The organism is Streptomyces sp. NPDC058284, assembly GCF_042881135.1.
Classification (GTDB): Bacteria; Actinomycetota; Actinomycetes; order Streptomycetales; family Streptomycetaceae; genus Streptomyces.
This window is the reverse complement of record NZ_JBHVYE010000029.1, coordinates 35611-50203: the sequence shown is the minus strand read 5'-3', so window position 1 is coordinate 50203 and position 14593 is coordinate 35611. Positions and strand designations below refer to the sequence as shown.

The following is a 14593-nucleotide window of genomic DNA, read 5'->3' as shown; positions in this document are numbered from 1 at the left end:
GGCCTCGTCTTCGACACGGGCCCCGGCTCCCTCATCACTTCGGGCGGAACCTGCGGCTCGAATCCACCGGAATCATCCGCATCGGTGACCCTCTGCCGGTCCTCGAATGATCCGGGCCCGGACGGGGAACGGGATGATGACGGGGAACTGGGTGACGGGTCACGGTCGTTGGGCATCGTGGATGTGAAGGGTTACGCGAAGGGGGCGTCCTCGGAGGGTGATTCCGCTCTCCGCTCCCGCCTCCCGCGCGTAGGCCGTGCCGTTTCTGGTCAAGACGGACGCGGAAGGGGGTGCAGGGCAGTGCGGGCAATCGCCGGCCTCTGGCGGTGGCGGCACAATCCACTGCGCCGCGGCACCGACCTCGTGGAGGCCTGGGTGGCTCTGGTCGCCCTGGTGTTGATCGTCGTCGCGGTCCCTGTCGTCGGTGTGCTCACGGCGAGCCAGTCGCGGGACGCGCTCCTCGGCTCGGTGCGCCAGCAGCAAGAGCACCGCCACCGGATCACCGGCACCGTCCTGCGCAAGGTCGACTCTCCCCCGCTCGACCCCGACCCCGAGACGTCTTCCGCCCGTGACGCGCACAGCCGCGTACTCGCGCGCTGGACGGCTCCGGACGACACCGACCGCTTCGGCGTGGTCCTCTCCGACCTCAAGTCCCCGCACACCGGCGACCACTTCAGGATGTGGACCGACGAGCGCGGCCGGGTCGTGGGCCGCCCGCTGGACGACGCGACCGCGACCACGCACGCCGTCCTCGCCGGCCTCGGCGCGGCCACGGTGGCCGCCGGACTCGTGGAGGGCGCCCGCAGGCTGATCCTCTGGCGCATCGTGCGAGGACGCCATGCCCGCCTCGACCAGGCGTGGGCCAAGGCGGGACCGGACTGGGGCCGGACCGGCACCGGTTCCTGACCCCGCCCGGCACCCTCGAACACGCCTGCCCGAGGCCGCGCAGGTGAGAGCCTGGCCATCGGGTCAACTCCGCATGCTCGCGCGCGCTACGGTGGACCGGCCGAACTCTTCGGCTCCCTGCGCAGTGACGGCACGACGACGCAGGGTCCCGCGTACGACGAGGTGGGGGCAGAGCAACTCCATGGCACAAGGCACGGTCCAGGTGACGCACACCGGCACGTCGCGGTGGCGGCGCCGCGCCGGCGAGTACGCCTCGCTCGCCGCTGCCTTGGAGGCCGCGAGCGACGGGGACATACTGACCGTCGCCGCCGGTACGTACCGCGAGAACCTCGTCGTCCAGCGCGCGGTGACGCTGCGCGGCCCCGAGAGCTCTCCCGGCTCGGTGCGCATCGCGCCGTCCGACGGTGTACCGCTGACCATCCGCTCCTCCGCGGTCGTACAGGATCTGCACATCGAGGGCCAGGACTCGGCCGCGCCCGCGCTGCTCGTCGAGGACGGCGCCCCGGAGCTCATCGGCATCCGAGTGGTGACGCGTTCGGCGGCCGGGATCGAGGTGCGCGGCGGGGCGCGGCCGACCGTGCGCCGCTGCACCGTCGACAATCCCGGCGGCGTCGGCATCGCCGTGCTCGACGGAGGTGGTGGTGTCTTCGAGGAGTGCGAGATCGTCGCGGCGGGCCAGTCCGGCGTCGCGGTACGCGGCGGTGCCCATCCCCGCCTGGAGCGCTGCCGGGTGCACCACGCCTCGGGCGCGGGCCTCTCGGTGACCGGGGAGCACAGCGGGCTCGAGGCCATCGGCTGCGAGGTGTACGAGGTCAAGGGGTCCGGTGTGCAGGTCACCGGGCGGGCCGCGGCGCACCTGACCGACTGCGACGTGCACCGCACCACGTCCGACGGCATCACGCTCGACACGGACGCCGTGCTCACGCTCGCCGACTGCCGTATCCACGACATCCCGGAGAACGCGGTCGACCTGCGCTCGCGATCCGTGCTCACGCTGACCCGGTCCACGGTGAGCCGGTTCGGGCGCAACGGCCTCTCGGTCTGGGACCCGGGCACGCGCGTGGACGCCAATCAGTGCGAGATCCATGACAGTACGGGCGACTACCCGGCGGTCTGGGTCAGCGACGGCGCCACCGCCGTCCTGGAGTCGTGCCGCGTGCACGACGTGCCGGACGCACTGTTCGTGCTCGACCGCGGTTCGCGCGCCGACGTCGTCGACAGCGACCTCTCCCAGGTGCGCAACACCGCCGTGTCGGTGAGCGACGGTGCGACCGCGCAGCTCGACGACTGCCGCATCCGCGAGGCCGCCACGGGCGCGTGGTTCCGCGACCACGGCAGTGGCGGCACCCTCGCCAACTGCACGGTCGACGCCGTCCAGACGGGCGTGATCGTCACCAAGGGCGCCGACCCCACCATCGAGCGCTGCACCGTCACCTCGCCCGCCGAGGCCGGTTTCTACGTCTCCGCGGGAGGCCGCGGCAGCTTTCACGGCTGCCGGGTGAGCGGCAGCGGCGGCTACGGCTTCCACGTCATAGACGGCTGCCGTACGACGCTGAAGAAGTGCCGTACGGAGCGGTGTGCCCGCGGTGGCTTCGAGTTCGCCGAGGAGGGGCCGACCGTCGAGGAGTGCGCGAGCGACGAGAGCGGCGGCCTGCGTACTCCCTCGGCGGCGTCGGCGGCGCCCGCCGTCCAGACGGCCACGCAGACCGTCGGCCTGCTCGGCTCCCTGCCCGCCCAGCAGGCCCCGCAGGCCGCGGCCCCCGCCGCCGAGACGTCCTCCCGCGCCTCCAAGGAGGTGCTCGGTGAACTCGACGCGCTGGTCGGCCTGGACAGCGTCAAGCGGGAGGTGCGCGCCCTGACCGACATGATCGAGGTGGGCCGCCGCAGGCAACAGGCGGGTCTCAAGGCCGCGTCCGTCCGCCGCCATCTGGTCTTCACCGGCTCCCCCGGCACGGGCAAGACGACCGTCGCCCGGCTGTACGGCGAGATCCTCGCCTCGCTCGGCGTCCTGGAGAGCGGCCACCTCGTCGAGGTCTCCCGCGTCGACCTGGTCGGCGAGCACATCGGCTCGACGGCGATCCGCACCCAGGAGGCGTTCGACCGGGCGCGCGGCGGCGTGCTGTTCATCGACGAGGCGTACGCGCTGTCGCCGGAGGACTCCGGTCGCGACTTCGGCCGTGAGGCCATCGACACGCTGGTGAAGCTGATGGAGGACCACCGCGAGGCCGTCGTGGTGATCGTCGCGGGGTACACCGCGGAGATGAAGCGGTTCCTGTCCGTCAACCCCGGTGTGGCGTCCCGCTTCTCACGGACCATCACCTTCAGCGACTACGCCCCCGAGGAGCTGCTGCGCATCGTGGAGCAGCAGGCCGACGAGCACGAGTACCGCCTCGGCGCGGGTGCGTCCGAGGCACTCCTGAAGTACTTCACCGTGCTCCCCAAGGGCCCCGCGTTCGGCAATGGCCGCACCGCGCGGCAGACCTTCGAGGCGATGGTGGAGCGGCACGCGGGCCGGGTCGCCCAGCTCGCCGAGGTGAGCACGGACGATCTCACCCTGCTGTATCCGGAGGATCTGCCGGAGCTGATGTGACTCCGTCCGCCGCCGGGGGCCTGGGTGCGGGGACGCCCGGCTTGAGGCGGGCCAGGAGCCGCGCGCGTTCCTCGGCGAACGCGGGATCGGCCTGGTAGTCGCCGTGCCCGAGGATCGGCGCCGGGAGCGGGTGCTCCTGGGTGCGGCCGTACGCGAGGGGGTCCTTGAGGGCGGGGCGGTCGACCTGCGGGCCGCAGTCGCCGTGGAGCTGGATGGGGCCGCCGATCGGGTCGGTGGGGCGGTGGAGGTTGCGCCAGCAGTCGACCTCGCGGTGCAGCGAGGAGAGGGCCGCCGGGCCGAAGTGGGCGGGGAACCAGCGGCCGTAGAGGCGCTCCAGGGGCGAGCCGTAGGTGAGCAGGGCGACGCGCCTGCGGACCGAGGGGCGCAGTTGCCAGGCCGCGGCCGCCGCGAGGACGCTGCCCTGGGAGTGGCCGGAGAGGACGAGGCGGCCGCCCGTGGCGCTGGTCGCCCGCGTCCAGGCCGCCATCCGCCAGGTGAGGTCGGGCACCGCGCGCTCGGCGTAGCAGGGCGGCGCGAAGGGGTGGGCGGCGCGCGGCCAGAAGGTGCCGACGTCCCAGAGGATGCCGATGGTGCGGCGGGCCGAGGGGTCCTTGTAGGCGCGGCGGCCCCAGGTGACGAAGAGTATGAAGCCGAGTCCGACCAGCCAGGAGCCGAGCGCCTGCGACGTCTGCGCCGCTCCCTCGAGAACGTCGGGCAGGCCCTGTGCGGCCTGCCCCGGGACCTCGTCCGTGACCCAGGCACCCGTGAGCGCCCCGGCTCCGAGCAGCAGGGTGACGGCGGAGATGATGCCGACGAGCAGGGGCGCGCGGTCGGTGAGGGCGGCACGCGCGCGGGTGCCCGCGATGCGGCGGGTGCGGGTGGAGTCCTTCGGCTCGCCGGGGTAGTCCAGCGGTACGTGCGCCATCTCGCGGCGCTGGTACTGGACGGTGCGCACGCCGAACCAGCCGCACAGCACCGCGACAACCACCAGGAGCAGCGGGATCGCGGACGCCTGCCAGGTGAGCAGTGCGGGCGGCCCGTCGATGGACCCATGGGTGCCGTCCAGCCAGTCGGAGACGCGCTGCGCCCCGCCACCGGTCATGACCCCGCCGAGGGCGCACGACAGCATGGCCACGGCGGGGCCGCCGAAGCCGCGGATGGCGGTGCGGGAGTCGGGCGAGGAGCGGTACAGGAAGTGGGCGGCGGCCGCGAGGCAGAGGACCAGGGCGCCCTGGACGAGCGCGATGCCGCCGAACGTGGCGTTGCCCGGCAGTCTGCCCTCGGAGCGCCAGCCGGGACGCGACCAGCCCGCGTACAGCAGGGCGAGGACGAACAGGGTGAGCGCGCCCAGCGGGAGGCAGCGCACCAGGGTCCTGTCCAGCTTGCGGTCGAGCCTGTGCTCGCTGCGTCCTCTGCGGCAGACCACCCAGACGACGACCGCGCCGCCGAGTGCGAGCGCCGAGTCGAGCGCCCAGCCGAGGGCGTCGAGCGGCGCGGGCCCCCCGGGGCGCCGGTCGTGCCGCGCGGCCGAGGTGCCGACCGCCCCGGCGACGGTGAGCAGTCCCGCCGCCGTGTGGGCGGCGCGGAGCCGGGCCACCAGGCGCCGGCCGTACCAGAAGCCGGGCCTGCCGAGCGCGGTGCGGCTGGTCTCCTCCTCCGGGTCGGGCTGGTGGGGCAGGGGCTGCTGGGACTCGTACGCGCTCCAGGTGCGGTGGGAGAGGTACCAGAGCAGGCCGGTGAGCGCGGCGGGCAGGAGGGCGGCGAGGGCGAGGCGGCGGCCGGGCTGCGACCACCAGCCGCCGTGCCCGGAGGCGTCGGTGGCGAGGAAGCCGAGCCAGCCGTGGTCGTCACCGCAGCGGGGTGTGCCGGCGCACTGCCAGGCCGTGAGGTCGAGCGCGATCTCGCAGGCGGCGGCGACGAGCAGCACGGTGAGGGTGAGGCCGATGAGCCGCACCAGGAGGCCGTAGGTGCGCACGAGGCGTCTGCGGTGGCGGGAGGTGGGGCGCATCCAGTGGGCGATGTTGACGACCATGAAGGGCAGCAGCAGGAGCCACAGGGCGCGGGAGCCGTTGCCGGAGGTCAGGTTGCACCAGACGTACGCCTCGGGCACCGGTTTGCCGCGGTAGTCGTCGGGGCGCTGTTCGGCGTCGGCGTCCTCGGTGCGGCGGAAGACGGCCGCCGTGCCGTCGCCGGAGATCCGCACGGTGCGCGGATCGCCCAGCATCTCTTCCGGTGTGGTTCCCCCGACTCCATGGACCAGGAGTTCCAGGGCGGTCTCGTCCTGCGTCGCACGCTCCACTGTTCCGCTTCCCCGAGATACGCGTGGTGAGGGAACCAGAATCTCGGCTCGTGGCCCTCCGCGCACCCCTCCTCACGCAATCTCCTCCTTCCGCGCCGTGCCGCGGCCGTGTGGGGCCCCGGGCGGTGGTACGGGCGCCGGGGGCCCGTGCGAGGATGAGGCGGGGCGCCGGAGGGGCGTGACGGGTGTGACGAGGCAGAAGGGCCGGACCGGCGTGAGCGACCATCAGAACCTTCTCGCCGAGCAGCGCCGGGCTCTGATCCTCGACGAGGTGCGCCGCCGCGGCGGTGTCCGCGTCAATGAGCTCACCCGCAAGCTGGGCGTGTCCGACATGACGGTCCGCCGGGACCTGGACGCGCTGGCCCGCCAGGGGGTCCTGGAGAAGGTCCACGGCGGCGCGGTCCCGGTGGTCGAGGCGAGCACGCACGAGCCGGGGTTCGAGGCCAAGTCGGGCCTTGAGCTGACCGCCAAGGAGGACATCGCGCGGACCGCGGCGGCCCTGGTGGCGCCCGGCACGGCGATCGCCCTGTCGGGCGGCACGACGACGTACGCGCTGGCGCACCACCTCCTGGACGTGCCGGACCTGACGGTGGTGACGAACTCGGTGCGGGTGGCGGACGTCTTCCATTCCGCGCAGCGCACCTCGGGGCAGCGGCAGGGCGCGGCGACGGTGGTGCTGACCGGTGGCGTGCGCACGCCGTCGGATTCGCTGGTCGGTCCTGTCGCGGACCAGGCGATCGGGTCGCTCCACTTCGACGTGCTCTTCCTGGGCGTGCACGGCATATCGCCCAAGGCCGGTCTCTCGACACCGAATCTGGCCGAGGCGGAGACGAACCGGCGCCTCGTGCGGTCGGCGCGCCGTGTGGTGGTGGTCGCGGACCACACCAAGTGGGGGACGGTGGGCCTGAGTTCGTTCGCCACGCTCTCGCAGGTGGACACGCTGGTCACCGACGCGGGACTGCCCGCGGAGGCGCGCGTGGAGATCTCCGAGCATCTGAACCGCCTGGTGGTCACGGGTGAGCGCGGGGCGGCCGGGAGCGCCGAGGACGCCGCCGGGGCCGGGACGGCCGCCGAGTCCGCCGGTGCGGGATCCGTCGGCGCCGAGTTCGACTCCGGGGTCCGGGCAGACATCTGACGGGCCGCCAGCTATCGTGACGGCTCCGGTCAACCGTCCCGTTCCGCTGGGGGGCAGAGTTCGATGGCACGCCGTCTTGGGCCCGTGGGTCTCGACTTCGTCGAAACCGCTCCCGTACGTCTGGTCTTCGTACGTGAGGTGAGCGCGCCGCCCGAGGCGGTCTACCGCGCCCTTGCCGACGACGTGACGGGCTGGCCCCAGTGGTTCACCGCGGTCGCCCTGTGCCGGCCCACCGGCGGCGGCACGGGCCGCGAGGTCCGGCTCAAGGGCGGCACCCGCTTCCGTGAGACGGTCCTCGCCGCCGACGAGCCGACGCGGTACGCCTACCGCGTCGACGAGACCAACGCGCCGGGCATGCGCGCCCTCGTGGAGGAGTGGCGGCTCTCCCCCGCCGGTACCGGAACGCGGGTGCGGTGGACGTTCGCCATGGACGGGGCCGCCCCGTTGCGCGGCGCCGTCAGGCTCGGCCGCTCGGGCCTCGGCCGGGCGTTCCGCGACGCCGTGACCGCGCTGGACCGGCGGCTCACCACGACCAAGCCGTAGCGAGCGGGGCCTTCTCCCCTGCGCCGGGCGCTACTCGGGCCACGCGCCCGTGCCGAGGAGCGTGTCGATCGCCTGCGCGTACGGCGTGATGTCCAGGCCCTGTTCGTCCAGCCACGCGTCCGAGTAGTACTTGTCCAGGTAGCGGTCGCCGGGGTCGCAGATCAGCGTGACGACGCTGCCCGTGCGGCCCGCGGCCACCATCTCGGCGACGATCCTCAGGGCGCTCCACAGGCCCGTACCGGTCGAGCCGCCCGCTTTGCGGCCGATGGCCCGCTCCAGGGCTCGTACGGCGGCGACGGACGCCGCGTCCGGGACCTTCATCATGCGGTCGATCGCGCCGGGCACGAAGCTGGGCTCCATGCGGGGCCTGCCGATGCCTTCGATGCGGGACCCGCAGTCGCTCGTCGCCTCCGGGTCGCTCTTCGTCCAGCCGTCGAAGAAGCAGGAGTTCTCCGGGTCCGCGACGCAGACGCGGGTGTCGTACAGCATGTAGTGGACGTAGCGCGCGATGGTCGCCGAGGTGCCGCCGGTGCCCGCCGTGGCGACGATCCACGCGGGCTCGGGGTAGCGCTCCAGCCGCAGCTGCTGGTAGATCGACTCGGCGATGTTGTTGTTGCCCCGCCAGTCGGTGGCCCGCTCCGCGTAGGTGAACTGGTCCATGTAGTGGCCGCCCGTCTCGACGGCGAGGGCCGCCGACTCCGCGTACATCGTGCGTGAGTCGTCCACGAAGTGGCACCGGCCGCCATGGAATTCGATGAGGCGGATCTTCTCGGCGCTGGTCGTGCGGGGCATCACCGCGATGAACGGCACCCCGATCAGGCTTGCGAAGTACGCCTCGGAGACGGCCGTCGAGCCGCTGGACGCCTCGATGACCGGACGGCCCGGCCGGATCCAGCCGTTGCACAGGCCGTAGAGGAACAGCGAGCGGGCGAGGCGGTGCTTGAGGCTGCCCGTCGGATGGGTCGACTCGTCCTTCAGGTACAGGTCGATGCCCCAGTGCTCGGGCAGCGGGAAGCGCAGCAGATGGGTGTCGGCCGAACGGTTGGCGTCGGCCTGGACCTTGCGGACGGCTTCTTTGAGCCAGGACCGGTAGGCGTCGTCGCTGTGGTCGACGTCGAGCGTCGGCATCGGGCCATCGGCTCGATCCTGCTGTGCGGTGCTCACGGCGGGGCTCCTTCGCGTCGTGCCGGACGCGATTCGACGCGGCCGTACACCTCGATCTTAAACACCCGCCACACCCTTCTCACCTGCATAAACACACCTTTGAGCAGCTCAAAGGCGGACGTGTCACAGCCGCCGGGCGCGGCCGGCGACAACGTTCGGCCGGGGGCGCGCGAAGCCGTCGGCCGACGTCTCCATGCACACTGGTGCTCTACGCCCGGGACGTGCAGACTTCACGGCACGGGGCATTCGTCCCGTCGGACGTGACGCGACAAGAAGCACAAGGGGGCGGTGCCATGGCGGAGCCGGAATTCACGGCGCGGGGCGTGCAGATCGAGCGGCGTTTGCGCTCTCTGACGCGCGCCGGACAGGTACGCATCCACGACGGCCGGCTGGAGTTGCTCACCAGTTACGGCACGGAGATCGACAGCGCGCCGCTGCAGTCGGTGCGCACGGGCAAGCCCTGGTTCGCCGCGGACGACCGGGCGCTGGCCGAGGTGAACGGCACCCGTTACCGGCTCACCCTCGGCGAGCACGAGCCACGGCCCGGCGAGGCGGGGCCGCCGACGGTGCGCAGCTTCATCGAGGCGGTGCGCGACGCCACGGAGCACCACCGTCCGCGAGGCTGAACGGAGCCGCGATCACCCGTGCGAGTTGCAGGCCCGCACACCCTGGGTCACTCTGGTCTCACATCACTCTGGGTTCACCGGCGGTGACACTGCGAACCAGCCCGCCGGCCATACAGCGGGCGGCAGACCGAGCGGCCGCCGCTGAATCCGAAGGTCGTCTTCTTCCGGACCTCAATTCGGGGAGTCGCAGCCGTGATCAGCCAGCCAAGCAGGCATTGCACGGTAGAGCTCCAAGCCCTGCCGTCGCGGATCCGCCAGGTCCGCAGAATCGTATCTGCGCAGTTGCGCTACTGGCATCTGGATCCCTTGATCGACCTAGCCGCCATCGGAGTGACGGAGCTGCTCACCAACGTCCACCGGCATGCCGAGCCGGACAAGGTGTGCACCGTGGAGATCGAGCTGCTGCTCGACCGGCTCACGGTCTCCGTCCACGACCACGATCCCCGGCTCCCGCTGATCGGCGACCCCGACCTCTTCGCCACCTGTGGGCGGGGACTGGCTATGGTCGCCGCGGTGAGCGAGGCCTGGGGTGTCAGCCCGCAGGGCGACGCGGGGAAGACCGTGTGGTTCACGCTTCCCACCCCCGTGCCCGCCGGCGCCTCGTATCCCGTCTACGGGGCGGGCGAAAAGACTCCCGCCCGGTCGGCCGTTGCCGGCTGACCGGGCGGTGATCCGCCTACCGAGGCGCCCTCCCGCCGCTGCGATACGCCCCCGTGCGTACGCGGGCGGCCGGGGCGTCACTCGGCGGCGATGGCCCGCAGTACATCGAGACGTGCCGCCCGCCGAGCGGGGCGCAGGCCCGCCAAGGCTCCCGCCGCAAGGCCCACCAGGGCGACCACCAAGAGTCGCACCGGCGGCACGGCGAACGCGAAGGTGCTCTCGGTCGTGGCGTCGAACGCCCTGACGAGGACCCAGCCGAGGAAGGCGCCGAGCGCGAGGCCGCCGACCGTCCCGAAGGCGGCCACGAGCACCGACTCCCAGCGGACCATGGCCCGCAGCTGGGCCCTGGTCTGCCCCACCGCGCGCAACAGGCCCAGCTCACGGGTGCGTTCGTGGATCGCGAGCGTCAGCGTGTTGGCGATGCCGAGCAGCGCGATGAGCACCGCGAGAGCGAGCAGCGCGTAGACGAGGGTGAGCATCATGTCGATGCCGCTCGCCGAGGTCTGCGCGTACTCCGCGCGGGTCTGCACGTCCGGGTTGCCGTACTTCCGCGCCGTCCCGGCGACCGCCGCCTTGCCCTCGGCCGTGCTCACGCCTTCCTTGAAGGTGACGGAGACGACGCTGTCGGCGTCCTGCATACGGTGCGGGGACCAGGCCTGCCGGGAGATCACGTAGTCCCCGGCCAGCTCGGAGCGGCCGTAGACGGCGCGGACCGTGAAGGTCGCCTTCTTGCCGTCGGCGAAGGCCAACTCGGCCCGCGATCCGACCTTCAGGTCCTGCTTGTCCGCCTCCGAGCGGGTGATCGCGATGCCGTGGCCGCCGAGCGCTCGAAACGATCCTTCGATCCTGCCGAGGTCGAAGGACCTGGTGAACGGCACCGGGTCGGTGACGGTCAGGGCGCGGCCCTCGCCGTTGACCTCCGCGGCGCCCTTGCCGAGGCCGACGGCCGTCTCCACCTCCGGTTGCTTCGCGAGGGCGGGGGCCAATTGCGGGCTGAGGCCGCTGCCGCCCGCGCCGAAGCCGGGGGTGCTCACCGCGACGTCACCGGCGAAGGAACGGTTCACGGTCTGGTCCATCGTGGCCTTCAGCGAGGCGCCGAAGACCGTGAAGAGCGAGACGACGGCCACGCCGATCATCAGCGCGCTCGCCGTGGCGGCGGTCCGCTTGGGGCTGCGCAGGGCGTTGCGCCGGGCGAGGCCTCCGGTGACTCCGCGCAGCCGGTCCAGGGGGCCGCCGAGGATGCGTACCGCCCGCGAGGAGGCGACCGGGCCGAGGACCACGAAGGCGACGAGGGCGAGGACCGCGCCGGCGCCGGCCAGCCAGACGGAAGGGGTGACCAGGACGCCGGTCAGGGTGAGGCCGACGGCGGACAGCGCGAGGGCCGTTCCGGTGAGGGCGCGGCCACGTGAGGCCGCCGCGTGGTCGATCGCGGTCTCGCGCAGCGCGGCGAGCGGCGCGGTGCGGCCGGCCCGTACGGAAGGTGCCAGCGCGGAGCCCAGGCAGACCACGACGCCGACCGCGAGCGGCAGCAGCATGGACAGCGCGCTGATCACCAAGTCGCCCTCGGGGAACGGGAATCCGATGGCGGGGAAGAGTGCCCGCAACCCGGCCGCGACGCCGATGCCGCCCGCGAGTCCGGCGGCCGACGCGACGACGGCGACGGCGCTCGCCTCGACGAGGGTCGACACGGTGACCTGACGGCGCGAGGCGCCGAGCGCCCGCAGGAGCGCGTTCTCGCGGGTGCGCTGGGCGACGACGATGGCGAAGGTGTTGTGGATGCTGAAGGTGGCGACCAGCAGGGCCACTCCGGAGAACACCAGGAGCAGCGTGGTGAAGACGGAGAGGAACTGGCCGGAGATGTTGTCGGTGTTCTCCGCCGCCGACGCCTCGCCGGTGATCGCCTCAACTCCCTTGGGCAGCACGGGTGCCAGCGCCTTCACGAGTTCCCGCTCGCTCACGCCGGGCCCGGCCCGCACCTTGATGGTCGAGGCCTCGCCGGGCCTTGGGGTGAGGTACTTCTCGGCGTCGGCCCGCGTCATCCCCGTGAAGGTGGTCTGCGCCATGCCGTCCTCGCCGCCGAAGGTCACGATGCCCACGATCCGCACCCGCACGGGGTCGGGGGTGCGCAGCGTCGCCGTATCGCCGACCTTCAGGCCGCCGGTCTTCGCGGCGCCGCGGTTGATCACGGCCTCGCCGGGCTTCGACGGGGCGCGCCCTTCGGCGAGTTGGTACGGGTTCAGCTGTGCGTCGGCGATCCAGTTGCCGGCCAGGGTGGGCGGGCCCTGGCCGCCGACGGGTTCACCGTCCTTGCCGAGCAGCTGGCCCGCGCCCTCGATGCCGGGCTCGGCCGCCGCCACCGCGTCGGACTTCTCGATCTCCTCGGCGAGGCCGGTCGGGACGGGCTTGCGCGTGCCCTGGCTGTCGTCGGGGGTGGTGATGGTGTCGGCGCTGCGGACGACGGCGTCGGTGCCGCGGGTGGCGTTGCCGAACATCGTGTCGAAGCCGTGGCGCAGGGTGTCGCCCATGATGAGCGTGCCCGCCAGGAAGGCGACGCCGAGCAGGACGGCGACGAAGGTGCCGGCGAACCGCCGCTTGTGACCCCGCAGCGACGCCAGGCTGATGCGTGCGGAGGCGGCCAGGGAGCTCATGACGTCGGCTTCTTCCCGCGGGGGCCGAGGTCGGGGCCGTCGGCGGCGGACGCGGCGAAGGCATGCGCGGCAGGGGTGTCGGGTGCGGTGAACGCGGAGGGCGTAGGAGGTGTGCCGGGTGGGGCGGGTGTGCCGGACGGCCTGGTGTCGAAGGCCTTCAGCCGGTCGAGGACCCGGTCGGCCGTCGGGGACTCCATGCGGTCCACGAGGCGCCCGTCGGCGAGGAAGACGACCTCGTCGGCGTGGGCCGCGGCCACCGGGTCATGGGTGACCATGACGACGGTGCGGCCCATCCGGCGCACCGCTCGGCCGAGCAGGTTCAGCACCTCCTCGCCGGAGCGCGAGTCGAGGTTGCCGGTCGGCTCGTCGGCGAAGACGACGTCGGGCCGCCCGGCGAACGCCCGCGCCACCGCGACGCGTTGCTGCTGGCCGCCGGAGAGCTCGGCGGGCCGGTGGTGCAGCCGGTCGCGGAGCCCGACGGCATCGACGAGGGCATCCGTCCACTCGCGGTCGCCGCGGATGCCCGCGAGGTCCATGGGAAGGGTGATGTTCTCGGCGACGGTCAGCGTCGGCACCAGGTTGAAGGCCTGGAAGACGAAGCCGACGCGGTCGCGGCGCAGCAGCGTGAGCCGCCGGTCGTCCAGCGCGGCGAGCTCCGTGTCGCCGATGTGGGCGGCGCCCGAGGTGAGCGTGTCCAGGCCTGCCGCGCAGTGCATCAGAGTGGACTTGCCCGACCCGGACGGGCCCATGATCGCGGTGAAGCGTCCGGCCGGGAAGCCGACGCTCACCCCGTCGAGGGCCCGTACGGCGGTGTCTCCGCTGCCGTAGACCTTCACGGCGTCGGTGACACGGGCGGCGCAGGCCCCCACCGGCCGGGCCGCCCGTCCGGTGGCGGTGCTCATGCGGCACCGCCCTTGGCCGAACGGCCGAACTCCTCGTTCAGGACGGTCAGCCGACGCCAGTACTCGTCCTCGTCGATCTCGCCGGAGGCGAAGCGGTGGCCGAGCACGGCGATGGGCGAGTTCTGGTCGACGCCGGTGTGTGCGGCGGGACCGGCCGCGCCCCGGAACGGACCGCGTCGCCCACGCCACACGGTGCGGCGGAGCAGGGTGAGGACGCCGATGACGACGGCCGCCCAGATCAGCGGGAAGAAGAGGATCCACGGGCCGGGCCCGCCGTTCCATTGCGCCAGGGTCTGCATCGGACTCATCTCCTCGGGAGCGGATGTGCGTGATGCCTCCACACTCGTCCCGGCAGCCCTTCACGTCGTCGTACGGCCGGCGGCACCGGGCGTACCACTGCGGGCGTACGTGCGGCGGCCCCGCCTGCTCCCGCCGCCAGGCAGTTTTCACCACCGCGCCCACCACCGCGCCTCCGGCACTGGATCTCTGTACCTACTAGTATGTACAGTGGCTTCATGAGCACTCCGGAGCGTCTGATCGAGTCCACGCGCGAGCTGCTGTGGGAGCGGGGGTACGTCGGCACGAGCCCTAAGGCCATCCAGCAGCACGCGGGCGCGGGGCAGGGCAGCATGTACCACCACTTCACAGGCAAGCCCGACCTCGCGCTCGCCGCGATCCGGCGCACCGCCGAGGAGATGCGCGCTGCCGCGGAGGCCGTCCTGGGCGGCGCCGGGTCCGCGTACGCGCGGATCGAGGCCTATCTGCTGCGCGAGCGCGACGTGTTGCGGGGCTGCCCGGTCGGACGGCTCACGATGGACCCGGACATCATCGCGAGCGAGAAGCTGCGCGCACCCGTCACCGAGACCCTCGACTGGCTTCGCGAGCGGATCGCCGGGATCTTCGAGGAGGGGCGCGCCGCGGGCGAGTTCACGGAGGCGCTCGATCCGCGGGACGCGGCGTCGGCGGTCGTCGCGGTGGTGCAGGGCGGATACGTACTGGCCCGTTCGTCGGGTTCGGCCGGCGCGTTCGACGCGGCGGTGCGCGGTGTGGTCGCGCTGCTGGCATCCGCCCGTACGACGACGGCCGCGCCCGGCGCGAAGTAACCCCCCTGCCCGCTCCA

At 72.8% G+C, this 14593-nt stretch carries 11 protein-coding genes and 1 pseudogene; 7 read left to right on the top strand and 5 right to left on the bottom strand.

Annotation, left to right across the window (positions count from 1 at the left end):
- Positions 1-300: 300 nt before the first annotated feature.
- Positions 301-906, top strand: a complete 606-nt coding sequence (locus ACFVYR_RS30975; RefSeq protein ID WP_384259020.1) for a hypothetical protein — start codon at positions 301-303, stop codon at positions 904-906.
- A 181-nt stretch (positions 907-1087) separates the two neighbouring features.
- Positions 1088-3496, top strand: a complete 2409-nt coding sequence (locus ACFVYR_RS30970; protein ID WP_384259022.1) for a right-handed parallel beta-helix repeat-containing protein — start codon at positions 1088-1090, stop codon at positions 3494-3496.
- Here ACFVYR_RS30970 and ACFVYR_RS30965 read toward each other — a convergent pair.
- Complete coding sequence (locus tag ACFVYR_RS30965) at positions 3456-5720, bottom strand: hypothetical protein (protein ID WP_384259059.1); 2265 nt, start codon at positions 5718-5720, stop codon at positions 3456-3458. The genes ACFVYR_RS30970 and ACFVYR_RS30965 overlap by 41 nt on opposite strands.
- A 289-nt stretch (positions 5721-6009) precedes the next feature.
- Between ACFVYR_RS30965 and ACFVYR_RS30960 the strand changes: the two genes are divergently transcribed.
- Both ACFVYR_RS30960 and ACFVYR_RS30955 read left to right on the top strand, forming a co-directional pair.
- On the top strand, positions 6010-6930 hold the full coding sequence (locus ACFVYR_RS30960) for a DeoR/GlpR family DNA-binding transcription regulator (protein ID WP_384259025.1): 921 nt from the start codon (positions 6010-6012) through the stop codon (positions 6928-6930).
- A 63-nt stretch (positions 6931-6993) separates the two neighbouring features.
- Positions 6994-7473: an SRPBCC family protein gene (locus ACFVYR_RS30955; RefSeq protein ID WP_384259027.1), complete on the top strand. Its 480-nt coding sequence runs from the start codon at positions 6994-6996 to the stop codon at positions 7471-7473.
- Between the two features lie 30 nt (positions 7474-7503).
- On the opposite strand, the gene ACFVYR_RS30950 is transcribed toward ACFVYR_RS30955, so the two are convergent.
- On the bottom strand, positions 7504-8601 hold the full coding sequence (locus ACFVYR_RS30950; RefSeq protein WP_384259061.1) for a PLP-dependent cysteine synthase family protein: 1098 nt from the start codon (positions 8599-8601) through the stop codon (positions 7504-7506).
- A 329-nt stretch (positions 8602-8930) separates the two neighbouring features.
- Here ACFVYR_RS30950 and ACFVYR_RS30945 point away from each other — a divergent pair, with 329 nt between their 5' ends.
- Entirely contained in the window at positions 8931-9263 is a 333-nt protein-coding gene (locus tag ACFVYR_RS30945) for a hypothetical protein (RefSeq protein WP_384259029.1), read from the top strand.
- A 192-nt stretch (positions 9264-9455) separates the two neighbouring features.
- Entirely contained in the window at positions 9456-9923 is a 468-nt protein-coding gene (locus ACFVYR_RS30940; RefSeq protein WP_384259032.1) for an ATP-binding protein, read from the top strand.
- A gap of 77 nt (positions 9924-10000) precedes the next feature.
- Here ACFVYR_RS30940 and ACFVYR_RS30935 read toward each other — a convergent pair whose 3' ends face one another.
- The 3 genes and pseudogenes from ACFVYR_RS30935 to ACFVYR_RS30925 form a co-directional block, all read right to left on the bottom strand.
- On the bottom strand, positions 10001-12562 hold the full coding sequence (locus ACFVYR_RS30935) for an ABC transporter permease (RefSeq protein ID WP_384259063.1): 2562 nt from the start codon (positions 12560-12562) through the stop codon (positions 10001-10003).
- A gap of 155 nt (positions 12563-12717) precedes the next feature.
- Positions 12718-13473, bottom strand: a pseudogene (locus ACFVYR_RS30930) (ABC transporter ATP-binding protein); the annotation flags it as partial.
- The gene (locus ACFVYR_RS30925) at positions 13470-13772 is read right to left on the bottom strand and encodes an SHOCT domain-containing protein (RefSeq protein ID WP_384259035.1); all 303 of its coding nucleotides are present in this window, start codon (positions 13770-13772) and stop codon (positions 13470-13472) included. The gene ACFVYR_RS30925 and the pseudogene ACFVYR_RS30930, both read right to left, overlap by 4 nt.
- A 216-nt stretch (positions 13773-13988) precedes the next feature.
- Here ACFVYR_RS30925 and ACFVYR_RS30920 point away from each other — a divergent pair, with 216 nt between their 5' ends.
- On the top strand, positions 13989-14576 hold the full coding sequence (locus ACFVYR_RS30920; protein ID WP_384259037.1) for a TetR/AcrR family transcriptional regulator: 588 nt from the start codon (positions 13989-13991) through the stop codon (positions 14574-14576).
- The last annotated feature ends 17 nt before the right edge of the window (positions 14577-14593 follow it).

Coding starts and splice junctions, on each gene's coding strand:
- ACFVYR_RS30950 (WP_384259061.1), bottom strand. CDS start 8,601: ATGCCGACGCTCGACGTCGACCACAGCGACGACGCCTACCGGTCCTGG.
- ACFVYR_RS30925 (WP_384259035.1), bottom strand. CDS start 13,772: ATGCAGACCCTGGCGCAATGGAACGGCGGGCCCGGCCCGTGGATCCTC.
- ACFVYR_RS30920 (WP_384259037.1), top strand. CDS start 13,989: ATGAGCACTCCGGAGCGTCTGATCGAGTCCACGCGCGAGCTGCTGTGG.
- ACFVYR_RS30970 (WP_384259022.1), top strand. CDS start 1,088: ATGGCACAAGGCACGGTCCAGGTGACGCACACCGGCACGTCGCGGTGG.
- ACFVYR_RS30945 (WP_384259029.1), top strand. CDS start 8,931: ATGGCGGAGCCGGAATTCACGGCGCGGGGCGTGCAGATCGAGCGGCGT.
- ACFVYR_RS30965 (WP_384259059.1), bottom strand. CDS start 5,720: ATGCTGGGCGATCCGCGCACCGTGCGGATCTCCGGCGACGGCACGGCG.
- ACFVYR_RS30955 (WP_384259027.1), top strand. CDS start 6,994: ATGGCACGCCGTCTTGGGCCCGTGGGTCTCGACTTCGTCGAAACCGCT.